A 22,323-nucleotide genomic window follows, 5' to 3' on the forward strand; every position below is an offset into this window, starting at 1 on the left:
GGCAGCCTCTTTATCGCGGGTATACCGGGAATGTAGAGGGTCCTGCCTTGAAGTCCAACCGCCCACTGATAACATTTACCTCGATGCACGCTGATATTGTCGACCTACGCCAGTTCTATCATTCCGACCTCGGACGCATTGCCGAGCAGTCGATCGCCATGGCGCTTTCCTCGCTTTGGGTTCGGCTGCCGCAGGAGCGTCTCGTCGGTCTGGGCTATGTCGTGCCCTTCCTAGATCGCTTCCAGCCCGACACGGAGAGAACCTTTGCCTTCATGCCGGCAGGGCAGGGTGCCGTGAACTGGCCGGTGGGGGCGCTTTCCTCGACGGCCCTGATCTTCGACGAGGAGCTGCCGTTGCCCGATTCCTCGATCGACCGGGTGCTAATGGTCCATTCGCTCGAATTTGCCGAGAGCCCGCGGGAGACCCTGAAGGAGCTGTGGCGGGTGCTGGCGCCAGGCGGGCGCCTGGTCATCGTCGTGCCGAACCGCCGTGGCGTCTGGGCACGGATGGAACATACGCCGTTCGGCTCCGGGCGACCCTATTCGCGTGGGCAGCTGACAAGTCTCCTGCGGGAAACCAATTTCACGCCAGGCGCGACGGCCGAGGCATTGTTCTTCCCTCCCTCGAAGCTTCGCACCATGATGCGCCTGCGCGGCCTCTTCGATCGTGTGGGACGCACCTTGTGGCCGGCATTTTCCGGCGTGATCGTCGTCGAGGCGCAGAAGCGGCTCTACCAGGGCCTGCCGGTTGCCGCCCGTGCGTCGCGGCGCGTCTTCGTCCCGGTTCTGGCGCCGCATGGTGTTCCAACGACACGCAGTCGCTAGGGTCAGGCCCTGGAGTCCCGCAGCACTCGACAAGGCCGCCTTTCCGTTCTATTGCCACAGGGCAGTTTTCAGCCGAATTTTTCCCGGTATTTTCCAAGGTCGATCTCATGAGCGAAGAGAAGAGCAAGCCCGTTCCGCGTCCCGGCATTCTGGATATTGCAGCCTATGTGCCGGGCAAGGAACATGCGCCGGGTGTCGCACGCGTCTACAAGCTCTCCTCAAATGAAACGCCGCTCGGCGCGAGCCCCAAGGCGATCGAAGCTTTCCGCAATGCCGCCAGCAGTCTCGAGCGCTATCCGGACGGCCAAGCAACTGAATTGCGTGAGGCGATTGCCGCCGTACATGGGCTGAACCCTGCCAACATCATGTGCGGCAACGGCTCGGACGAGTTGCTGGGCCTGCTTTGCCATGTCTATCTCGGGCCGGGCGACGAAGGCATCATCACCGAGCACGGCTTCCTCGTCTACAAGATCCAGATCATGGGCGCCGGCGCGACTCCGGTTGTCGTCAAGGAGAAGGACGCGACCGTTGACGTCGATGCCATTCTGGCCGCCGTCACGCCGAAGACCAAGATCGTCTTTATCGCCAATCCCGGCAATCCGACCGGTACCTATGTCCCGGTCAGTGAAATCCGCCGTCTGCAGGCAGCTCTGCCGAAGCATGTCGTTCTGGTGCTCGATGCCGCTTATGCGGAATATGTTCGTCGCAACGACTATGAGGCCGGCATCGAGATCGTCTCGTCGAACGCGAATGTTGTCATGACGCGCACCTTCTCCAAGGTCTATGGTCTGGCCGCGCTTCGCGTCGGTTGGATGTATGCCCCGGTAGATATCATCGATGCGGTCAATCGCGTCCGCGGCCCGTTCAATATGAACACGGCTGCCATTGCCGCCGGCTCGGCGGCCATTCGCGACCAGGCGTTCACGCAGGAGGCGGCTTCCTTCAACCAGATCTGGATCGAAAAGATGACGGGCGCGCTCGAAGCTATCGGTCTCAAGGTGACCCCGTCGGTCGCAAACTTCGTTCTCATCCACTTCCCCGACGTCGATGGCAAACGCGCGCCTGAAGCCGATGAGTTCCTGACCAGCCGCGGCTACATCCTGCGTGCGGTGAAGGGCTACGGATTCCCGAATGCGCTGCGCATGAGCATCGGCCCGGAGGAGGCGAATCGTGGCGTTATCGAAGCGCTCGGCGAGTTTATGGGACGCAAGTCATGACCGCGCAGTTCGATCGCATAGCGCTGATCGGGATCGGCCTGATCGGCTCCTCCATTGCGCATGACATCAAGCGGCTTGGCCTCGCAAAAGAAGTCGTTATCGCGACGCGCAGTGCAGATACCCTGAAAAGGGCTGAGCAACTGCAGCTCGGCGACCGCTACACGACGTCGTCGGCCGAGGCGGTGAAGGATGCGGATCTAGTCATCGTGTCGGTGCCCGTTGGGGCGTCGCACAGTGTTGCGAAGGAAATTGCTGGCAGCCTGAAGCCCGGCGCGATTGTAACGGATGTTGGCTCGACCAAAGCCTCGGTCATCGCGCAAATGCAGCCGCACATGCCGCCGCACGTGCACTTCATCCCCGGCCATCCGCTGGCGGGTACGGAGAAGTCCGGTCCGGATGCCGGGTTCCCGGGGCTCTTCGAAGGGCGCTGGTGCATCTTCACGCCGATTTCAGGCACCGACGAAACGGCGTTGAAGCGGCTGCGGCAGTTCTGGGAAGCGTTGGGCTCCAAGGTCGACGAGATGGATCCGGAGCATCACGACAAGGTGCTCGCCATCGTCTCACACTTGCCGCACATCATCGCTTACAACATCGTCGGTACGGCGGATGATCTTGAAGCGGTCACCGAATCGGAAGTGATCAAGTATTCCGCCTCCGGCTTCCGCGACTTCACGCGTCTGGCCGCCTCCGATCCGACGATGTGGCGGGACGTGTGCCTGCACAACAAGGATGCGATCCTCGAAATGCTGGCGCGTTTCTCCGAGGACCTCGCCTATCTGCAGCGGGCCATTCGCTGGGGCGAAGGCGACAAGATCTTCGATCTTTTCACCCGTACCCGCGCCATCCGTCGTTCGATCATCAAGGCCGGCCAGGATGTCGACGCACCGGATTTCGGGCGCCCGCATCCGCTCGAAAAGAAAGCCTGATTTCAGATCGGCGGGATCGATCCCAACGGAATGAAGCCGCCGACCGTGGCATTGCCGCGTGCAACGACGAGATCGACGGAAACCCTGTCACCGCCGCCCGCCAGCGCCTTCAGCAGCTTGGCGGCGGTGTCGACGGTCTTGGCGATCTCGGGGAAGGTCTGCTTGACGCTGTCGCGCCAGGGGCCGAGTTGCTCGATCTCCAGCTTGAACTTGCCCGACAGGTAGCCCTCCTCATCAAAGGAGAATGGGCCGCTCAGCGTCATGACCTTGCCGTCACCGATGTCGGCCACGACCTTGCGCAATTCACCACTGGCGCCGTAAAGCCCTTTCTGGTCGCTGCCGTCGATCATGCCTGCCTTGCCGGCGAGCGTCACGTCAGCACTCGCAGAAAGCTTGGGGAGGGCGGGCCACTCCTTAATCGCCGTATTGGAATCCGTCACGGAGATTGCGCCGTCAAGGTCGCCACCGTTCTGGCGGAGGTGGATTTCCGTATGGGCGGCGTCGAAGTTGATCGTCTGGCCTGTCTGCGAGGACACGGCGGTGCCCTTAAGCCCGTCGATGACGGTCGAAGAGCGGTCAATGCCCTTCAACTTGGTGATCAGGCTGGATTGCAGGCTCGCCCATTCCGCATTGAGCGTCAGACCATGGGCACTGCGGATCTCTGCCGGCGAATCGAGTTCCCACACGATATGACCGGGAGCGTAAACCTGGGCTGCGGAGCGCAGTTCGCCAAAGGTCGCCGAGACACCATTGACGGTATCGTCAACATCGACCTTCGAGCAGAACAGACCGATCCGGAATGGATAACCGCGGAAGTCGATATCTGTGCACTCGCCACTGACGCCTGCCGTATTGCCGGGTGCGATCGCCTTCAGGACGGTGTTCTTCAACTCGGACGCGGCATAGAACCAGGCGCCGGTATAAAGCGCGATCACCAAGACGATACCGCTGCCGAGCATCCAGAATTTTCTGCCGCTGCGGGATGGGCTTGACGCTGCCATGATGTTCTCCAATGGTGACTCGCGAGTGGGAATGTCGGTCTGGCGTGCGATATGGACGAATTTTGGGTATTTGGCTACGGATCCCTGATGTGGAATCCGGGCTTTGAGTTTTTGGAGCGTTCTCAGGCTCTTGTCCGTGGCTACCGGCGTTCGCTTTGCGTTCATTCCTGGGTGCATCGCGGTACCGAGCAGAATCCGGGGCTCGTACTCGGCCTTGATCGTGGCGGTTCCTGCCGTGGCATGGCCTTCCGGATCGCACCGCATGAGTGGGACGAAACAATCGACTATCTCAGGGAGCGCGAGCTCGTAACCAACGTCTATCTTGAGCGCTGCCTGCCGCTACAACTGGCCGATGGCAGAACAAGCAAGGCGATCGCCTATGTTGTTGATCGCAAACACACGCAATATGCTGGTGGACTCGACGCGATCGCGGCGGCACAGGTCGTCCACGGCGCTAAGGGCAAATCAGGACCGAACGACGCCTATGTCTTCAACACGCTGGCGCACCTGCAGGAGATGGGCATTCGCGATCACTGGCTGGAGCAGGTGGTCGGCGAAGTGGAACGGCTGAGAAACGGGGCCTGAGCTCAGGCCGTCGCGGCCTTCGCCTTCTGCAATTCTGCTAGCCGTTGAACGGCGGTCGGCGGAAGCGGCAGATTCGGATTGCGCTTGACGGTATCGACCAGCAGTTCGTCGCTCGCCGTCTCGGTCACGTCGATCAGATGCGCAAAGAAGGCATCGGGATCCATGCCGGGCTGGATCGGCGGCAGTATCCGCACCTTGAAGTGACCGGGGTAGCGCATCGTGCGACGTCGCGGCCAGAAGAGGCCGGGATGCATGGCGACCGGCACGACCGGCAGCTGCAGATCGCGGTACATGCGGGCAATGCCGTATTTGTAGAGCGGCTCGGCGCCGGGCGGGCGGCGGGTGCCCTCGGGATAGATGATCAGCTGACGGCCGGTTGCCAGCTCTTCCTTCGTGCGCTTCAATGCCTCGACCATGACCTTGCCGCGGGCCCCGCGGTTGATCGGGATCATCCGCTGCTTCCTGGCATACCAGCCGAAGAGCGGGATCCACATCAGCTCACGCTTCAGGATGTAGACCGGATCCTTCAGCCACGGCAGGAGGGCATAGGTGTCCCAAAAGGATTGGTGCTTCGGCGCGAGGATATAGCCGCCATCAGGCAGATTCTCCAAGCCCTCAATCTCGAAGGTCGTGCCGACGATCTTTTCCATCAACCAGTGGCTCGACAGCGCCCAGTTTTTCGGTATGCGATAGGCGTCCTTGCGTGGCGCGACGAAATAGTAGGGGGACAGCACGATCATGCGAACGATGAGGTTGGCGTAGAAGATCGTGTTAAAGAGAACGGAACGCAGGGCGATCATAAACTTTCCCAAGGCCAATGTCCGCAAAACGCGGGTTGCGCCCTCCTACACGATATTGACCGTCAGAAAAAGGTTTCGCTGAGCTTTAGCCGGAGACGCCGGCCGAACGCAGCCCCGCATGACGGCCAAGACCCGTCACATTGCGCACGCCGGCGAAGAGCACTTTCGCATATTCGGCAAGCATGACCCGCACGGCGTTGGGATCGGTGAACCAGTTGCTGGTCTTCAGATCCGTGTTCACCACAGGATAGGGAATAAACTGGGTTTCGGAATCGACGTAGGCGAGTTCTGCCAGGCTGCGCGGCATATGGTAGTTATTGGTGACGACGAGGACGCTCTTGTAGCCGCGCTGGTGGATCCAGTTCGATGCTTCCTGGGCATTGCCGATCGTGTCGAGCGCGTCGTAGCCGACGTCGACGCAGCAGGAGAAAAGCTCCGGCGAAGCCTGGGTCATCCTGCGGATCTGCTTCGGCGTGGTTGTTGGGTGCACGCCCGAAATCAGCAGGCGCTTACCGGCACCTTTCTTAAGTAGCTCGACGGCCTGATCGATGCGCTGGTAGCCGCCTGTCAGAACGACGATCGCGTCCGCGCGCGGATCGGGCGGAGGCTTCAGGGTCGTAACGGAATCGGCAAACCGCAGGAAGCCGCCGAAGATGAGGGCGATGCCAAGGATGAAGGTAACACCGCCCCAGCGCAGCATGCGCCGTACGGGACCGCGGCGCGCAGGTCCTCCCTCGGAGCGAGCAAGCTCCGTTCCAGGGCGAATCGGGGTGCGCGAAAAGTTGCCCATGCTCATGAATCAGAAAAATATATGCAGATTGCGGCGGCGAACAGACGCTTTCATGGCAAAAAAGGCATGTAAAGCTCAATTCACGAGCCCATCGGCACGTGCCGGATCGGAACGCAGCGTGTCAATCTCGTAAATGGTCCGCATTACCGTCAGCCGGGCCGTGAAGGTCGTCAGCAGGGCGATGACGATCATGGTGGCAAAGATGCCGGCATAGCCAAGCGCACCGACCGAAAATGTGCCGAAGAGAGCGGTTGCCTGATCCGTCTGCGGTGTGGCCAGCGTGCGGCTTTGCAGGAAGCCGGCCGTCAGGAAGAAGAGCGCGGCAAGGGCGCTGCCGACCGCCGATCCCTTGAGGCTGATCTTCAGAAAATGCATCTGGAACTCAGTGGCGACGAACGAGCTTTCCGCACCGACGAAGTGAAGCACCTCGACGATGTGGCGATTGCCGGACAGGGCGCCACGGGTCGCGAAAACGACTGTCAGCACCATCGCCGAAAAGACCAGCAGCAGGATGCCAGTGCCGATCATGACGGTGGTGTGGGCCATCGAAACCAGCCGGTCGACCCAGGTGCGGTGATCATCGAGCGAGGCCTGCGGAATGCTTTCCTTGAGCAGCGAGCGCATCGCCTCGAAATCGGGCGGATTGTTCTCGTCGATGGTGATGATCACCAGCCGCGGAACCGGCAGTTCTTTGATGTCGAGCCCGGTGCCGAGCCAGGGCTCGAGCAGACGGGCGGTGGCTGCTTCATCAACAATCTGGCCGTTCTTCGTGCCGACGAACGTCAAGGCGAGATCACGTGCCTGCGCCAGTGTTTTGTCCATGTCCAGCCCCTCTTCGGGCTTGATCTGGATGGTGATCTCGCGGGAAATCTGGCTCTCCCAGCTGGCGGCCGTGGAACGCACCATGCTGACGCCGCCGAGCGTCAGGCAGGCGAGGAAGGCCATGATGGCGATGACCACCATCAGCGCATTTCCCTGGATGTTGGCGGAAGGCAGGATCGGCGCCGTCGGGCGCACCTTCATCTCTGGCCGCTTCGGGCTTTTTGGAGCGGCCTCTGCCGGCGGTTTGGGGGCGGCTTTAGTCATGGATATCAAGGTGCCCTTCCGAGAGAATCATACGGCGGGCTTCCACCTGGTCCATCAGCGCCAGATCGTGGGTCGCAATCACAACCGCCGTGCCAAGACGATTGAGTTCAAGGAAGAGATTGAGCAGACGGCGGGCCATCGGCGGGTCGACGTTGGCGGTCGGCTCGTCGGCCAGAAGGATCTCCGGACGGTCGATCAAGGCGCGCGCGATCGCGGCGCGCTGCTTTTCGCCGCCTGACAGAACCGGCGGCAGCACGTTGATGCGTTCGCCGAGGCCAACCCATTTCAGGAGCTCGAGCACGTCGGTCTTGTAGGAGCTTTCGTCCTTACCGCGAACGCGCAGCGGCAGCGCCACGTTCTCGTAAGTGGTCAAATGGTCCAGCAGACGGAATTCCTGGAAGATGATCCCGACACGGCGGCGCAGCAACGGCAGCTCTGGGCGCGGAATATCGGAAATGTCGCGCCCGAACATGCGGATCAGCCCGCGGGTTGGTTGCAACGACAGAAACAGCAGTCGCAACAGCGTGGTCTTGCCGGCGCCCGAAGGGCCCGTCAGAAACTGAAACGACTTTTTCGGAATGTCGAACGTCAGGTCCCGGAGAATTTCCGGGCCCATCCCATAGCGCAAACCGACATTTTCGAAGTGGATCAACGGTAGATCAGTCTTTTGTTTGTTCACCGCACGACTTGTTAACCAACAGCATTAACAACCAGTAAATTTTACCGGAAAGACGCCGCTTTGATGGCGATCTTTGCGAAGCATTAACCATTAAAATTTACGACTGGGCAGGATTCGTTTCAATGCCGGATTTCCGTCCGGCCGAAACCATGTGGACACCGGAAAGGCCGTCATCATGACCTCCTCCTCGTTCAGACGCCAGGCGCCCGGTCGCGCTTATGATTTTCTGCCGCCAGAGCCGGCCAAGCGCGAGGCCCGCCGAACTCGACCGGTCGATGTGACCGACGCTGAATTCGTGGTGATAACGAACAGTCGCGCGCAGACCTTCAATGCACGCAGCTTCAACGACAATCGCCGGCGTCCCTCGGCCTCTTTGGTGATCCAGCCTTCGTTCCCGCGAACCTTGATGGAATCATTCATTCGAGCGGGCGAATCCTGGTTGCAGCAGGCATCGGTCAAGACCTTCGTTGCGCTGGTGCTTACGCTGTCGGTGCTGGTGTTCGGCCTCTTTGGTGGCTTCTCCGGCCTCTCTCAAAGCGAAGCTGCATCGACGGACTCGCCGCTACATTTCTCGCACGTCACGATGACGCCGCGTGATGCGAACGGGATGCGGGTGCTGTTGATCAACGGCATCATCGACAATCAGAGCGGTACCACCCAGGCAGTGCGCCCCATCCGCGCGGACCTGTTTGCCGGCGAACAGCTGACCGCAAGCATTGTGATCAATCCGCCTGCGGATGTCATTTACGGTGGGCAAAGCCGCGGATTTTCTACAAGAGTGCAGTACGCGGGTGGAAAAATGCCGGAAGTCCGGCTCTCCTTCATGCCGTAAGGGGTGTTTCGTCCCGCCGTTTGTGGTAACGGCTTGTCCTTCTATTCATGGAGCAAGCCTTCTTATGCCCGTCGTGCGCGGAAAAAACATCGAGCCACTCTTCACCGCCGAGCAGATTGCGGAGCGCAACCATGCGATGGCGAAGCAGATTGCAGCCGGACCGACGAAGGATCTGCTGGTCATAGCCGTGTTGAAGGGCTCGTTCATCTTTGCCGCCGACCTTATCCGCGCGCTGCATGACAGTGGCCTGGCGCCCGAAGTCGAGTTCATCACGCTGTCGAGCTACGGCACTGGCACGGTGTCGCAGGGCGTTCGGATCGTCAAGGATATCGACAGCGACGTGAAGGATCGCGACGTTCTCCTGATCGACGATATTCTGGAATCCGGCCGCACGCTACTGTTCGCCAAGGAACTGCTTTACGAACGCGGCGCACGCAACGTCACCATCGCCGTGCTCCTCGACAAGAGCGTCAAGCGCAAGGAAAAGCTAGAAGCCGATTACGTCGGCTTCGAATGCCCCGACTATTTCGTGGTCGGTTATGGCATGGATGTCGCTTACGCGTTCCGCGAACTCCCGTTTGTCGGCGTGGTCACCGGCGACGCCTGACCGTGCCAGGATAAGACGGGTTGTTAACCATCCCGTCCATCCCTTCCTGCCGTTTACCGATCGCAAAGGAAAGTCGTGTGATTTCCGTTGCGGGGCATGAAACGGAGTGATGCACACCATGGCAAAAATTCTGATTACGGAAGACGAGGACTCCCTGCGCTCTTTCGTAGCCCGCGCTTTGCGTCTTGACGGTCATGAGACCGAAGAAGCCGCCGATGGTGCGGAAGGACTGGAAAAGCTCAGAGACGGCGTCTATGACCTGCTGCTCTCGGATATCCGCATGCCCGTGATGGACGGCATTGAGCTGGCGCACCAGGCAAAATCCGCCTTTCCGGCGTTGAAGATCCTGTTGATGACCGGCTATGCGGAACAACGCGAGCGCGCTGACGATTTGGCGGAAAAGATCGTCGACGTCGTCTCGAAGCCCTTTGCCTTGCCGGATATCCGCAAGGCCGTCGCGCGTGCGTTGGCCGCCTGAGGCGGCTAACGGCACTCCTCGACCATTCAACCCTCCTCGGGGATGAATTTGCCTTCGTAGCGTACGCGGAAATTGCGGCGCTGGAAGTCCTGCTGAAAACATACAAAGATCAATTCGATATCCGCCAGGTTGTCGCGCTTGTGAAGCAGGCTGAGCGTCACGACGATGACGCCAGCATAGCCGCGCGTCAGTCTGAACGCCGCGTTGCGGATCGCGTTGGCCTCGGCATCCTGCCGGTCGTCGCGCCGCTCGTAGATCACCCAGAAGCGGCAGATGTCCCAGGTCGAACGGAGGATCTCGGTGATCTCCGCCTGGAATTGTTCGGCATGCATGCCAGGGGACCAGGAAAGGGTGCGCTCGCCCTCGTCTGCTACGACGTTGAGGTAGCCATCATAGTCGCCGGTGCGGGAGAGTGCGTTCTCGATCAGCTCAAACGCTGCGTTTTCACCGATTACCGTCTTGAAGAGAATTGCCATCGAATCGCTATCATTAATCACCTGCAGGGTGACAATACGAAGCTTTCGCCAGGCAGGGCTAGCCTCGGCGACGAAATTAAAGCCCGGTGTCCGTGAGGTCATGCACGTTCAATGCCAACGTCCCCGTTGGATGGGGACGGTGGCACAATCGGCAAAATCCACACCGCGGCCTGTCAGTAGTCGGGGCAGGCGGGATTGATCGTCGTTCCGCTGTTTCCGCCCTGCGTTTGCAGCGTGCCAGGAACCGGCCTCGGTGGGCAATTGACGGGACGTCGTCCCATCGTGCCATTGGACGAGATGCTGCCTGTCGTCTCCATGCTGTAGGGAGCCGGTCTGTAAGCGTCCGAATCCCGCCCGCTTCGGGTCGATTCGTAGTTGTCGTGAGCGAGGGTCTTGCCGCCGCTGTTCGTCGTGGCAAAACCACCGATATCCCATGCGCTTGCCGTGCCAGCAGCCATGCCGAATCCAAGAGCGACAGCTGCGATCAGCCTCAATTCCGTTTTCATGGAAGTACCCTCAACTCGTGCCCAAAACGACGCAACCTCGCGTCACAGTAGACACATAGGTATCTACGGCGTGGAGGCGGCGAATCTCACGGGATTGTGACCCGAATTGGCACAAGTGGGCCTACTGGATGTCCAGCAGGCGCTCCAGATAGCGTCGCTCGATTTCCTGCGGTGGGTTGTTGCCGAGCTTTTCGCGAATGGCGTCCAGGATTTCCCGGGCGCGCTGTACGTCGATTTCGTCGGGTACCTTAACCTGATCGCCGAAATCGGGTCCTTCGGCGCGGCGCGGACGGCCAAGCGGGTCGCGGCCGTTCTGGTTGCCTTGCCCGACCTGGCCTTGCGGACCTTGTCCCTGTTGGCCCTGCATTGCCTGCATCATCTGGTTCATCATGTCGCGCGCGCCCTGGCGCAACGCCTCCAAGGCACGTCCCTGGCCCTGGATGGCCGGTTCACCGCGCCCCTGGCCGAGTTCGCGTCCGGCACCTTCCATTTCGCGCTGCGCCTGGCCGAAGCCCGGGCCGGGCTTGATGCCCATGTCGCCGAGACCCTTCTGTAGCTCGCCGAGCTGCTTGCCGAGTTCGTCCTGGCGCGAACGCAATTGCTTCAGGGCTTCGCGCAGTTGCTCGGCCGTCATTTGGTCGGAAGGTGACTGCCCCTGCTGATTCTGACCCTGCTGGCCCGGGTCCTGACCCTGGTCTTGCTGGCCCTGTTGCTGATCCTGCTGCATGCCGTCGTTGTCCATCGGCATGTCGTCGAGAAGCGGATCGTTCATCCCCATGTTGGGGTCGCCGCGCTGCATGCGGTCCTTCAGCTGCTGGTCCAGCTTGAAGGTTTCTTCCATCAGCTTCTGCTGGTCACGCAGGATCTGGCCGAGCTTGTCCATCTGCTGGCGCATTTGGCTGTTGTCCTGGCCCTGCTGCCCTTGTTGCGGCCTGCCGGCCTGTAGGTTGTTCATCATCCGCTGCAGCTCGGAGAGCATCTGCTGGGCAGCGTCCCGGTTACCTGAACGCGCCAGATTCTCGATCTGGTCCATCATCCGCTCGAGATCCTGCTGGCGGATGATGTTCTGAGCGTTCTGGTTCGGCTGCATCGGCGCATTCTGCATGCGCTGGGCAAGCTCCTTCATGTATTCCTGCATCGCCTTGCGCAGCTCGTCCATGAGCTTCTTGATCTCGGCATCAGGTGCGTTGCGCTGCAGGGCATCCGCCAGGTTCTGCTGGGCGTTGCGCAGATTGCGCTCGGCCTGCGAGAGGTCGCCATCTTCCATGCCGATCGCGATATCCCAGAGGTAGTCGGCCGTGTCCTTGAGCGCCTCCTCGCCCTTGGCAATCTTCATCCGCGTCAAGGCGGATTGCAGCAACAGGTAGTTCGTCAGGTTAGGGATCGTCTCTTCCGGGCGGAGCGTCAGCGCTTCGTTCAGTGCGATCGCTTCCGGCATCTTCCGGGTATCGAGCGAGAAGACCTGCCGTTCCTCGGCCACGGCTGCGGCAAGGGGCTCGTTGAATGGCCGGGCGGGCAGCGTCATCTCGTGCGGCGGGCTGCGACCGGTCTGGCCTGCTGCGTCCTTTGCCACGAGGGTAATGCGAACTCGCTTGCCCGAAAGCGGATGCTCGGTGAGGTTCTTGCTGGTCAGCCCCTTGGCGTCTCGCGAATTGCGGCGAGGAATGTCCAGGCGGAAGTCCGGCAACGGGTAAAGCGGTGTTGCGGTCGGATCGGCCTCGACAGGAACGATTTCTGCCCGCGCTTCCTGCACGCCGTAATCGTCCTTGACGGTAAAGCCGATTTCAAGCGCGCCGTTGACGGTTGGCTTCGGCATTCCATTGAAGGCGATCTCGGGCGCCTTATCGGAAATGACATCGAAGCTCCACGTACGTCCATTGACCTCGAGCCTGCCATTTTCCTCGAGCTTCATCAAATGCGTGGTGGCGGACGGAACGGGGTTGGCTGCTGCCGCGCCTTCAGCCAGCTGCGTCGCCGCTGGCGTCGCGGGCTGCTTGGCCGCTTCCTGGGGCGCGATGTCCTGCGCCTCGCCGTTCTCACGCCGGAAGACGACCTTCTCGGCGGTTTTGCCGCCGCTGACACGGACCGTAAGGTTCGAGAGTTCGGGAACGCGGATCGCCGCCTGCTCGGTGCCGGTTGCCGTCAGGTAGATCGGGGCGCGGCCCGTATAGGAGGGGGGCGTGACCCAGGCATCGATGCGCACGGCAGGATCGCTCGCTTGCGGTGCCGGCCGCGGCTGTAGCGCATCCGAAATCGAGCCGCCGCTCGGCGACAGCGAATAGGCGAAGGCCATTACCACCAGCAAAACCGGAACGGCACGCAGAGCCAGCCGGTCGTGGGAGGCGATGTCAGGGCGGGGAAAGCCGGTATCGAGCGCCGCGATCTTCTCCGCCATACGCGTCTGGTGTTCGCGCCAGAGGGCACGCGCGAAGGGAGTGTCGGTGGCGGGCTCGTCTTCCTGAACGGCCACCGGCTGGTGTTGCAGGCCGTTGCGCTGTTCGAGCAGCCGATCCGCAGCGGCGGTGTCTGGCCAATAAAGCCGGCGAAGTGGAAGAAGCGCGGCAACGAAGGCAACCGCGAAACCGATCAGCAGCGCCACGCGGAGCCAATCGGGCGTATAGCGGAAAACGCCGAACCAGGACGCCGCCATATAAAGCGCCACGACCGAAAAGATCGGCAACAGCAGCGGCATGATCTGCTCGGACAGCAGGACCAGGCGCGCCAGAAAGCGCTTCGCCGCAACCAGCCGCGCCAAGGACGGCCTCAGGGCAAATGCACCGTGTTTCTCGCTGCTGGAGCTCTTATTCAAACCGGTCTCCGCGAGCTGGCGTTCGAGGGCAGAGTGCACTTCCGGCGATTGCCGGGGCAATTCGCTCTCGGTCAAGGATAACATTCTTTGTGGCGAAGGCGAGGGCAAGCGCTGGCCAATGCCGGATTTTCACGGTTCTTCGCCAAAAAGTGATGCCATTACTGGGAACGCGTGATCAGTCCAGCCAGGTCGGGACGGAATCGAGACCGATCAGCTCTTCATAGGTTCCGCGCGGGCGAACCACGTGGAAATCGCTGCCCTTGACCAGCACTTCGGGAATGAGAAGGCGGCTATTGTAGGTGCCGGCTTGCACCGCGCCATAGGCGCCTGCGGAGCTGATGGCAAAGAGATCGCCGGGCTTCGGCATCGCCATTTCACGGTCGAGCGCCAGGAAGTCGCCGGTTTCGCAGACGGGGCCGACGACGTCCGCCTTGATGCGCGGTGCGTTCGCCGCCGAGATCACGACGGGGCGGATTTCGTGATGGGCTTCATAGAGGGTCGGACGGATGAGGTCGTTCATCGCGCCGTCGACGATGACGAAGGTCTTCTCGCCGCCGTCCTTCACATAGATCACTTCGGTCACAAGGATGCCGGCATTGCCGACGATCAGGCGGCCGGGCTCGGTAACGATCTTGCAGTTCAGTTCGCGCAGCTGGCTCTTGACGATTTCGGCATAGGCTTCCGGATGCGGCGGCGGGTTGTTGTCATCGCGGTAGGGGATGCCAAGGCCGCCGCCGACATCGACGTGATGGATATCGTGGCCGTCGGCGCGCAGCGTGCTAACCAGCTCGCGCAGTAGCTTGAAGGCGTCTTCGAACGGCTGCAGTTCGGTGATTTGGCTGCCGATATGCATGTCGATGCCGGTCACTTCGATGCCGGGCAGGGTGGCTGCGCGGGCATAGACGGCGCGGGCGCGCTCCCAGGAAATGCCGAACTTGTTTTCCTTCTTGCCGGTCGAGATCTTCGCATGCGTCTTGGCGTCGACATCGGGATTGATGCGGAAGGAGACGGGCGCCTTTTTGCCCGCCTTGACGGCGCGCTGGTTGAGGATTTCGAGTTCCGGCTCGGACTCGACATTGAAGCAGTAGATGCCGGCCTCGAGCGCGAAGTCCATTTCCCGCGGTGTCTTGCCGACACCGGAGAACATGATGCGCGATGCCGGGATACCGGCGGCGAGCGCGCGGCGCAGCTCGCCTTCGGAGACGACATCTATGCCGGCGCCGAGACGACCGAGCGTCTTCAGCACGGCCTGATTGGAATTCGCCTTCATGGCGTAGCAGACCATGGCATCGACATCGCTGAGCGCTTTGGCGAAGACGCGGTAGTGGCGCTCGAGCGTCGCTGTGGAGTAGCAGTAGAAGGGCGTGCCGACAGCCTTGGCGATCTCGGGAACGGGAACGTTCTCGGCGTAGAGGACGCCGTCGCGGTACTCGAAATGGTTCACGTCAGTGGCCTCTTAAAGCATGTCTCCCGAAAGTGGGAACCGGTTTCGGGGTAAGGACATGCGCAAAAACAAAGACTAAAGCGCGACTGGCGAATCTGAAAGATCGCCGCGCGCTTTAGAGAAGCGGATCGAGGATGAAGGGCCTGTCCGCGGTGCCCGGCTGTGGCGTCGGCTTCGACGAGTCGCCGGTCTTCGTTGCGTTCGCGCTTGGCGGATCGAGATCGCCTTTGCGCCCGCACCCGGCGACGGCAAGGCCGATCACGGCAAAAACAACCGTCAGGCGGACGATCTGCGGCAAGCTCTTCTGCATGGAATTCCTCTTGGAGCGGCACTGGTGGACACCTTCATAGCGAAGTTTATCCACCTTGTGCACCCTGATTGTTGAGGTCAGTTGCGGGCCCGCCAGTAGGCGATCTGCTTGCGCACTTCCGAAGGCGCAGTGCCGCCGAAGCTCTTGCGGCTTGCGACCGATGCCTCAACCGTCAGCACATCGTAGACCTTGTCGGTGATTTCAGGATTGATCGCCTGCAAGTCGGCAAGCGACAGCTCGGCAAGATCGCAACCCTTGCTTTCGGCAAGCGCCACGGCGCGGCCAGTCACATGGTGGGCGTCACGGAACGGCAGACCCGCCTCGCGCACCAGCCAGTCGGCAAGGTCGGTTGCCGTCGAATAGCCGGAGCCGGCCGCCACCTTCATGCGCGCGGCATTGATTGTCATGTCGCGCACCATGCCTGTCATCACGGCGATCGCCAGTTCCAGGCTTTCGGCAGCGTCGAAGACCTGTTCCTTGTCTTCCTGCATGTCCTTGGAATAGGCGAGCGGCAGGCCCTTCATGATGGTGAGAAGCGCCACCAGCGAGCCGTTGATGCGGCCGGTCTTGGCGCGCACCAGTTCGGCGGCGTCAGGGTTCTTCTTCTGCGGCATGATCGACGAGCCGGTGGAGAAGGCGTCCGACAGGCGCACGAAGCCGAATTGCGGCGTCGACCAGATGACGATTTCCTCAGCCAGGCGCGACAGGTGCATGCCTGCGATGGCTGCGATCGCTAGGAACTCGATTGCGAAGTCGCGGTCCGAGACAGTATCGATCGAATTGCGGGTCGGCTCGCGGAAGCCGAGTGCCTTTGCCGTCATGTGGCGGTCGATCGGATAGCTGGTGCCTGCGAGGGCCGCCGCACCGATCGGGCTTTCGTCCAGATGCTCGATGGCATGGCGCACGCGCGAACGGTCGCGGCCGAACATTTCGACATAGGCCATGCAGTGATGGCCGAAAGTGACGGGCTGCGCCGTCTGCAGATGCGTGAAGCCCGGCATGACGGTGTCGGCATGCTCTTCGGCGCGGTCGAGGAAGGCTGATATCAGGTTGGTCAGCAGCTGCTCGGTCTTCTGAAGCTCTTCCTTGACCCAGAGGCGGAAGTCGAGCGCGACTTGGTCATTGCGGGAGCGCGCCGTGTGCAGGCGGCCGGCGGCCGGGCCGATCAACGTCGCAAGGCGTGCCTCGACATTCATGTGAATGTCTTCGAGCTGGCGGGAGAATTCGAAATTGCCGCTTTCGATCTCTGACAGGATCGTGCTTAGTCCTTGAACGATCTTGTCTTTATCGTCCGCCTGGATGATGCCCTGGTGGGCGAGCATGGTGGCGTGGGCGATCGAACCGCGGATATCCTGCGCAAACAGCTTCTTGTCGAAACCGATCGAGGCATTTATCTCCTCCATGATCGCATCTGGGCCGGAAGCGAAACGTCCGCCCCACATCTGGTTGGAGGATTTGGTGTCCGTGCTGTCGGCCATGACGATGCCTGCCTTGAAGAACGCGTGTCTCGGAGAATGAAATGACGACAAGAACGCCCCTGCGCCTGCCATCCCTGAAGCTGATTGGGATCGCGGCCGTCGCAGGCATTATTGCCGGTGCGGCAGCGGTTTACATCAGGGAAGCCGGGTCTGGCAATGGCGGGACGCAAACGGCGTCGGGCGAATGCGCGGCTTCAAAGGACATCGCCACGAGGATTGCGCCGCTGCTCAAGGGACAAGTGGCGGCGATGGTTGCTCCTGACGAGCACCGCAAGCTCACCACGGTTGCTTTCAAGGGCCCCGACGGCAAGCCCATGACGCTCGACAGTTTTGCCGGCAAGACCGTGCTCTTCAATCTCTGGGCAACCTGGTGCGTGCCGTGCCGCGAGGAAATGCCGGCTCTGAACGCGCTGGAGAAGGAGTTGGGCAGCGACAGGTTCCAGGTCGTTCCCGTCAACATCGATACCGGCGACGACGAGAAGCCGAAGGCCTTCCTCAGGGAAATCGGTGTCGATGCGCTACAGTTCTATCGCGACAACACCATCGAGGTCTTCAACAGCCTGAAGAAGGAGGGGCTCGCCTTCGGCTTGCCGGTCACGCTTCTGATCGACGCCAAGGGCTGCCTGATCTCCGCCATGAACGGCCCCGCCGCCTGGGACAGCGACGACGCCAAGGCGCTGATCAAGGGTGCGGTTGGGACGTGAGGCACTAGGCGAGCGGTTGGCCGACGATCGCGATATTGTTCTCGGCGCAGCAGCGCGTCACCGCGTCGATCATCTCGGGAGACGGGGCGGTCGCGGCGGGAAGTTCCGCCTTGTCGAACCGCCCATCGATGTTCCCGCGCCGCACGTGAACCTCTACTGGCACTCTCGCTATGATCAGGATCGAGCGCATGAGTGGACGCGATCATTGATCGTGACGACAGTCTTGGAGTTGGGATTCCCCCTTTAAAAGCAAAACTGACGCGTCAGGTGGCTCAAGGTCGACCGTCTTGGAACGCCGAGATGCACGAAGTCGCGTTCGATCGCGCAGACGATGTCTGGATCTTCGTCAGGCTCGCACTCGTGCTTGCGGCGTTCTTCGCCGGACTGGCTTTTATCCTTTGGGTCGCAAGCTGACCGCCGCTCTGGCTATAATGCAGTTTCTATTTTCGGCGCCGCGTCGCCATATCGATTTCATATGCTGGAACATGCAAGCTCGCTCCACTAGGGCTGTTTGGTGGAGACACGCATGTTCGGTCGGCATGGAATCGACTATCTGACAAAGGAACGCGACACTATTGCCGGACGCTATCAAGGGCGTCACAGAGGCCCGAAGTTCGGTCAAGGTCTGATGGCCACGGGCCTGGTCCTTGTGGCGTTCTTCGGATTGATCGCAGCACGTCTGGTTGCGTGAAAACCAGCATGCTCTCGCCACCGTCGAAGCCGATCTCGTTCGGCAGCGATCGGCAGCAAGGCTATGGCGACAGCTGCAAACACCACAATGAAACGTTGGCCCGAGCTGGCCGTACCGAGGTCATGTCAAACTGCCGGTGAGGCCCTGCTGAAGTTCGCACGACGTAGAAGATCTGACGAAGTTCATGACAGGGCGAAGATCCTGACCTCCCTCCCGATGCCCTGCAGTTCCTCCATCCGGGAGACCGATGTGATGCCGCTGTCTCGTAAGATCTCTGAAACTTGGGCATCCCCGACAATCGCCTCCGTCGTCAGGATCACATTGGGATCAGCAAGACCCTGTACGCGGGAAGCGATATTGACGGTCTGGCCGAAATAGTCCTGCCGGTCGTTCAGGCTGACTGCCAGGCATGGTCCCTCATGGATGCCGATCTTCAGGAGGAGATCGTCACTGCCGCGTTCGGCATTTAGCCGAAGCATCGCCTGCCGCATCCGCAGCGCGGCCGCCACCGCGCGATCGGGGCTCGGGAAAGTTGCCATCACCGCATCCCCTATGGTCTTCACGACCGCTCCGGTCTCTGTGGCGACGATCTCGTGAAGAACCCTGAAATGTGCTCGCACCAGATCGAAGGCGGCAAGATCGCCGACGCGCTCGTAAAGGGCGGTCGAGCCCCTTAAGTCAGTGAAGAGGAAGGTCAGACTTGTGATCTGGAGACGCTGGTCCACGTCAAGTGTGTCTGTCCGATAGATGTCGCGGAAGCTCTGGTTCGTCAGCAGGCGCTTGGCGGTCAGAAAGGCTCGTCTGCGGCCCAGTAGGTCGTGCAGGTCGTCTCCGGCGACGCAGACGTTCGGTACCACTCTGCGATCGGTGTGGTTCTCGAGGGTGAGCCGGAGAACGCCGGGACAAAAAGTAATCGTTTCGTTCAGCGCATGCGCCTGGCTGATGACCATTGAGAGGTTCTGACGTTCGTGGGTGGGCTCACCTTTCACGTCGATGAACTGTGCCGAGTGTGTCACCGCATCGAAGATGATGACGAATTGCGCCGGCAGTTGTAGTGAGACGAAAGCCTTCTCGCCCGGCGCCAACTCGATCATCTCCAATACGATGCGTGCGAACCGCGCTTCGAAGTCATCGGGCAGATCGACCCCGGAACTGAAGAAGATTTGCCGGTAATACTCAAGTGGAGGCAACCGATCGGGCTCGTGGGCAGCAATCCTGCGCACTCTCGGACTGACCGTAAAGGTTACCTCGACCATTTCGTCGAGGGTTGGCTCGTATCCGGCCGCGCAAAGCGCGCAATGGTAGGTCTCTTGGACAACTCCCTTCAGGGTTGCGCCGGTGTCAAGGACGCCGCCGCATCCCGGGCAAAGCACATTCCAGGTCATCTCGAACGCGCCTATGCGGGCTGCATGGAGCAGCGCCGCGATGGTTTTTTCTTCATCGAGATGATGCGCATCGGCGAAGGCGAGCGCATTGATGCGGTTGAGATCGCGATCCGAGCCATGCATGACAACGGTCTCGATGCACTCGACCGTCTGCGGGTCAGCCGCCTGTCGCAAGGTCGCAAAAAGCACGTCCACTTCGCTCATTCGACAGGTCTCCGTGCGTATAACCCCACGGCGGACGACGCCAGTAGCGCGATCATAACACGGGAAGCTGCCGATAGAAATCTCGACGCCTGGATGCTGCTCGCCTCCCGCTCTGTTTGATTTTATTTGGACTTAGCCTTCCGGTCGCAGGCCGTCATGAAGCCCCAGTGATGGCATTTGCTTATATGAGGAGAGTCAACGCTGAACTTTTGTCAGGGTGGCATCTGGCGCTCCGTCATTCATTGCGGCATCCATGGTCCGAGCCCGTTGTGCGACGCGGCTCGTTGCCAGGCGACAACCTGGAGTGTTTCCTCGAAAGAGATCGTGCGACCACCGATATTGAAGGCCATTGCCGAGCTCGCCATACGGCGCTAGATTGTGAATGAGATGCAGTCGCGCGCCTAGCGATAGTCAAGCCGCCAAAATGGATGGCCAGGGAGACGGCATCTCCCAAGCTTTTGAAGCTTCAGCTCGCTTCGCCCCGGGCGCAGGCGAGCCCTATTCGAACGCAAGTCAGTTCACTGGTGCGACAGCATAGGAGGCGTAGATGGCAATTTCGCGCAAGCAGGCAGAGCGTTTGCTAACGGCGGACGAATGGCAGCTCGTTCAGAAAACCCACCATCCGGCAATGCAGGATCTGTCGGATGCTGATCTCTCCGATCTTGCCAAGCGCATACGGGAAAGGCGCGATCGGGCGCAAAGCGAGGCGAATAGGCAGCGCAGGGAAATCAGGGGCAAGGCGCAACCCAAAGGGGCGACACCAGCGCGCAAAGATACGGGCACGCGGGCTAAACTCGAAGTTCTGGCCATGGGCGTGCGTAGTGTGAATGCCGAACAAGCCCGCCGGCGCAGAATGCTTGCTAAAGTTCAGATGGTCGAGAATCTGCGGGCCGCGTTGGCGCGAAGGAAAGAAGCGAAAAGCGAGAAGGACGAGGCATTCAACACACGTCAGGCGCATGCCGGCATGCACTCGATCGAAAGCTCGAAGCGCAAGAATCTCATCCGTCCGATGGAGCGAGGCAGATTGCGGAAGGCCGGCGCCGTTTCACAGGCGAAGCGCGACGCCCGTGGCGCATAGGCTGCTTTGATGGTTCGCCAGCTCGGTTGGTGTCTTAGCGGGTCGGGATCGGCGTGTCGCCGCGATAGTCGTAGAAGCCGCGGCCGGACTTGCGGCCAAGCCAGCCTGCTTCGACATATTTCACCAGCAGCGGGCAGGGACGATATTTGGAGTCGGCCAGTCCGTCGTGCAGCACCTGCATGATCGACAGGCAGGTGTCGAGGCCGATGAAATCGGCAAGTTGCAGCGGTCCCATCGGATGATTGGCGCCGAGCTTCATGGCGGTGTCGATCGCATCAACGGTGCCGACGCCTTCGTAAAGCGTGTAGATCGCTTCGTTGATCATCGGCAGCAGGATGCGGTTGACGATGAAAGCCGGGAAATCCTCGGCAACCGTCACCGTTTTTTCCAGCGAGGCGACGAATTCCTTGGCGGTGGCGAAGGTGCTCTCTTCCGTGGCGATGCCGCGCACGAGTTCGACCAGCTTCATGACCGGCACCGGGTTCATGAAATGGATGCCCATGAAGTGCTCGGGGCGGTCGGTGGCGGAGGCAAGCCGCGTGATCGAGAGTGAGGATGTGTTGGTGGCGAGGATCGCTTCCGGCTTCAGGACGGGACAAACCTGGGCGTAGATCTTGCGCTTGACGCTTTCGTCCTCGGTCGCAGCTTCGATCACAAGGTCGGAAGCGGCGAGATCGTTGATGTCGGAGGAGCCGGAAATCAGGGCGAGGGTGGCGGAACGTTTGTCGTCCGTCATCTTGCCGCTCGTCACATGGCGGGCAAGGTTGCCGTTGATGGTGGCGAGACCATGTTGGACGCGTTCGTCGGAGAGATCGTAGAGCTGGACCTTGTAGCCTGCATCTGCCGAGACCTGTGCGATACCGCAACCCATCTGGCCTGCGCCGATGATACCAATTGTCTTCAACACCGCACTCATCTCCAAACCCCCGCTCGGCATACGCCCCCGCGTTGCCGCATTTTTCTAACAGAACTGCCGGGCAAATGATCGCCCGGCAGAAGTAGTAGCCCTTAAAATGATAATTTTCCAGTCATTCGCAAGTGCGAAATGAAGGCATCTGCTCGGTTCAAAGCGCCTTCTGCAGTTCCGGCAGGACATCGAACAGGTCGGCGACGAGACCGTAGTCGGCGACCTGGAAGATCGGGGCCTCCTCGTCCTTGTTGATGGCGACGATGACCTTCGAATCCTTCATGCCGGCGAGGTGCTGGATGGCGCCGGAGATGCCGCAGGCGATGTAGAGATCGGGCGCCACGACCTTGCCGGTCTGGCCGACCTGCCAGTCGTTCGGGGCGTAACCGGCATCGACGGCAGCGCGCGAGGCGCCGACCGCGGCTCCGAGCTTGTCGGCAACCGGCAGGATGACCTGCCTGAACTTCTCCGCCGAGCCGAGCGCCCGGCCACCGGAGATGATGATT

25 protein-coding genes are annotated in these 22,323 nt (G+C 60.9%); 10 read left to right on the forward strand and 15 right to left on the reverse strand.

Annotated elements, in window-relative coordinates; genetic code table 11:
* Positions 1-47 precede the first annotated feature (47 nt).
* From K9B32_RS26795 to K9B32_RS26805, 3 genes are all read left to right on the forward strand, one after another.
* Positions 48-824, forward strand: coding sequence for a class I SAM-dependent methyltransferase (locus K9B32_RS26795; RefSeq protein ID WP_224568024.1), 777 nt, complete (start codon positions 48-50; stop codon positions 822-824).
* 107 nt (positions 825-931) lie between these two features.
* Positions 932-2,041: a histidinol-phosphate transaminase gene (hisC, locus tag K9B32_RS26800; RefSeq protein ID WP_224568027.1), complete on the forward strand. Its 1,110-nt coding sequence runs from the start codon at positions 932-934 to the stop codon at positions 2,039-2,041.
* Complete coding sequence (locus tag K9B32_RS26805) at positions 2,038-2,967, forward strand: prephenate/arogenate dehydrogenase family protein (RefSeq protein ID WP_224568029.1); 930 nt, start codon at positions 2,038-2,040, stop codon at positions 2,965-2,967. The genes hisC and K9B32_RS26805 overlap by 4 nt, the downstream gene beginning before the upstream one ends.
* 2 nt (positions 2,968-2,969) lie before the next feature.
* Here K9B32_RS26805 and K9B32_RS26810 read toward each other — a convergent pair whose 3' ends face one another.
* Positions 2,970-3,968, reverse strand: a complete 999-nt coding sequence (locus K9B32_RS26810; RefSeq protein ID WP_224568031.1) for a DUF2125 domain-containing protein — start codon at positions 3,966-3,968, stop codon at positions 2,970-2,972.
* Between the two features lie 51 nt (positions 3,969-4,019).
* Between K9B32_RS26810 and K9B32_RS26815 the strand changes: the two genes are divergently transcribed.
* Positions 4,020-4,553, forward strand: coding sequence for a gamma-glutamylcyclotransferase (locus K9B32_RS26815; protein ID WP_224568033.1), 534 nt, complete (start codon positions 4,020-4,022; stop codon positions 4,551-4,553).
* Between the two features lie 2 nt (positions 4,554-4,555).
* On the opposite strand, the gene K9B32_RS26820 is transcribed toward K9B32_RS26815, so the two are convergent.
* The 4 genes from K9B32_RS26820 to ftsE all read right to left on the reverse strand — a co-directional run bounded on the left by K9B32_RS26820 (position 4,556) and on the right by ftsE (position 7,881).
* Positions 4,556-5,353, reverse strand: coding sequence for a lysophospholipid acyltransferase family protein (locus K9B32_RS26820; protein ID WP_224568036.1), 798 nt, complete (start codon positions 5,351-5,353; stop codon positions 4,556-4,558).
* 85 nt (positions 5,354-5,438) lie between these two features.
* Positions 5,439-6,149 (reverse strand): YdcF family protein, encoded by a 711-nt coding sequence (locus K9B32_RS26825; RefSeq protein WP_411969756.1) that lies wholly within the window; start codon positions 6,147-6,149, stop codon positions 5,439-5,441.
* A 69-nt stretch (positions 6,150-6,218) separates the two neighbouring features.
* Positions 6,219-7,166, reverse strand: a complete 948-nt coding sequence (locus tag K9B32_RS26830) for a cell division protein FtsX (protein WP_411969757.1) — start codon at positions 7,164-7,166, stop codon at positions 6,219-6,221.
* 55 nt (positions 7,167-7,221) lie between these two features.
* On the reverse strand, positions 7,222-7,881 hold the full coding sequence (gene ftsE / locus K9B32_RS26835) for a cell division ATP-binding protein FtsE (protein WP_007528031.1): 660 nt from the start codon (positions 7,879-7,881) through the stop codon (positions 7,222-7,224).
* 304 nt (positions 7,882-8,185) lie between these two features.
* On the opposite strand from ftsE, the gene K9B32_RS26840 reads away from it, so the two are divergent.
* The 3 genes from K9B32_RS26840 to K9B32_RS26850 all read left to right on the forward strand — a co-directional run bounded on the left by K9B32_RS26840 (position 8,186) and on the right by K9B32_RS26850 (position 9,825).
* The gene (locus K9B32_RS26840) at positions 8,186-8,740 is read left to right on the forward strand and encodes a hypothetical protein (RefSeq protein WP_318013375.1); all 555 of its coding nucleotides are present in this window, start codon (positions 8,186-8,188) and stop codon (positions 8,738-8,740) included.
* Between the two features lie 64 nt (positions 8,741-8,804).
* The gene (gene hpt, locus K9B32_RS26845) at positions 8,805-9,347 is read left to right on the forward strand and encodes a hypoxanthine phosphoribosyltransferase (RefSeq protein ID WP_007528026.1); all 543 of its coding nucleotides are present in this window, start codon (positions 8,805-8,807) and stop codon (positions 9,345-9,347) included.
* Positions 9,348-9,465: 118 nt separating this feature from the next.
* Positions 9,466-9,825 (forward strand): response regulator, encoded by a 360-nt coding sequence (locus tag K9B32_RS26850; protein WP_007789408.1) that lies wholly within the window; start codon positions 9,466-9,468, stop codon positions 9,823-9,825.
* Between the two features lie 26 nt (positions 9,826-9,851).
* Here the strand turns inward: K9B32_RS26850 and K9B32_RS26855 are convergent, their stop codons facing one another.
* The 6 genes from K9B32_RS26855 to argH all read right to left on the reverse strand — a co-directional run bounded on the left by K9B32_RS26855 (position 9,852) and on the right by argH (position 16,848).
* Positions 9,852-10,301, reverse strand: a complete 450-nt coding sequence (locus K9B32_RS26855; protein ID WP_224568066.1) for a hypothetical protein — start codon at positions 10,299-10,301, stop codon at positions 9,852-9,854.
* 173 nt (positions 10,302-10,474) lie between these two features.
* Positions 10,475-10,807, reverse strand: a complete 333-nt coding sequence (locus K9B32_RS26860; RefSeq protein WP_224568044.1) for a hypothetical protein — start codon at positions 10,805-10,807, stop codon at positions 10,475-10,477.
* Positions 10,808-10,928: 121 nt separating this feature from the next.
* Positions 10,929-13,562 carry a TIGR02302 family protein gene (locus K9B32_RS26865; RefSeq protein WP_224568068.1) on the reverse strand — a complete coding sequence of 878 codons (2,634 nt, stop codon included), beginning with the start codon at positions 13,560-13,562 and terminating at the stop codon, positions 10,929-10,931.
* Positions 13,563-13,791: 229 nt separating this feature from the next.
* Complete coding sequence (lysA, locus tag K9B32_RS26870) at positions 13,792-15,060, reverse strand: diaminopimelate decarboxylase (RefSeq protein ID WP_224568046.1); 1,269 nt, start codon at positions 15,058-15,060, stop codon at positions 13,792-13,794.
* A 115-nt stretch (positions 15,061-15,175) separates the two neighbouring features.
* Positions 15,176-15,370, reverse strand: a complete 195-nt coding sequence (gene lptM / locus K9B32_RS26875) for an LPS translocon maturation chaperone LptM (RefSeq protein WP_007789400.1) — start codon at positions 15,368-15,370, stop codon at positions 15,176-15,178.
* 77 nt (positions 15,371-15,447) lie between these two features.
* Positions 15,448-16,848: an argininosuccinate lyase gene (argH, locus tag K9B32_RS26880; RefSeq protein ID WP_224568048.1), complete on the reverse strand. Its 1,401-nt coding sequence runs from the start codon at positions 16,846-16,848 to the stop codon at positions 15,448-15,450.
* A gap of 41 nt (positions 16,849-16,889) precedes the next feature.
* Here argH and tlpA point away from each other — a divergent pair, with 41 nt between their 5' ends.
* Positions 16,890-17,552, forward strand: a complete 663-nt coding sequence (gene tlpA, locus K9B32_RS26885; protein WP_224568050.1) for a thiol:disulfide interchange protein TlpA — start codon at positions 16,890-16,892, stop codon at positions 17,550-17,552.
* A 4-nt stretch (positions 17,553-17,556) separates the two neighbouring features.
* Here tlpA and K9B32_RS26890 read toward each other — a convergent pair whose 3' ends face one another.
* Positions 17,557-17,697, reverse strand: coding sequence for a hypothetical protein (locus K9B32_RS26890; protein WP_224568052.1), 141 nt, complete (start codon positions 17,695-17,697; stop codon positions 17,557-17,559).
* Between the two features lie 381 nt (positions 17,698-18,078).
* Here K9B32_RS26890 and K9B32_RS26895 point away from each other — a divergent pair, with 381 nt between their 5' ends.
* Entirely contained in the window at positions 18,079-18,243 is a 165-nt protein-coding gene (locus tag K9B32_RS26895; protein ID WP_224568054.1) for a hypothetical protein, read from the forward strand.
* Positions 18,244-18,425: 182 nt separating this feature from the next.
* On the opposite strand, the gene K9B32_RS26900 is transcribed toward K9B32_RS26895, so the two are convergent.
* Positions 18,426-19,832, reverse strand: coding sequence for an adenylate/guanylate cyclase domain-containing protein (locus K9B32_RS26900; protein WP_224568056.1), 1,407 nt, complete (start codon positions 19,830-19,832; stop codon positions 18,426-18,428).
* 547 nt (positions 19,833-20,379) lie between these two features.
* On the opposite strand from K9B32_RS26900, the gene K9B32_RS26905 reads away from it, so the two are divergent.
* Positions 20,380-20,910 carry a hypothetical protein gene (locus K9B32_RS26905; protein ID WP_224568058.1) on the forward strand — a complete coding sequence of 177 codons (531 nt, stop codon included), beginning with the start codon at positions 20,380-20,382 and terminating at the stop codon, positions 20,908-20,910.
* A 34-nt stretch (positions 20,911-20,944) separates the two neighbouring features.
* On the opposite strand, the gene K9B32_RS26910 is transcribed toward K9B32_RS26905, so the two are convergent.
* The gene (locus tag K9B32_RS26910; protein ID WP_007789382.1) at positions 20,945-21,826 is read right to left on the reverse strand and encodes a 3-hydroxybutyryl-CoA dehydrogenase; all 882 of its coding nucleotides are present in this window, start codon (positions 21,824-21,826) and stop codon (positions 20,945-20,947) included.
* A gap of 148 nt (positions 21,827-21,974) precedes the next feature.
* On the reverse strand, positions 21,975-22,323 hold a 349-nt coding region (locus K9B32_RS26915), incomplete at its 5' end, for an electron transfer flavoprotein subunit alpha/FixB family protein (RefSeq protein ID WP_224568060.1).

The organism is Rhizobium sp. 3T7 (assembly GCF_020166565.1).
Classification (GTDB): Bacteria; Pseudomonadota; Alphaproteobacteria; order Rhizobiales; family Rhizobiaceae; genus Rhizobium.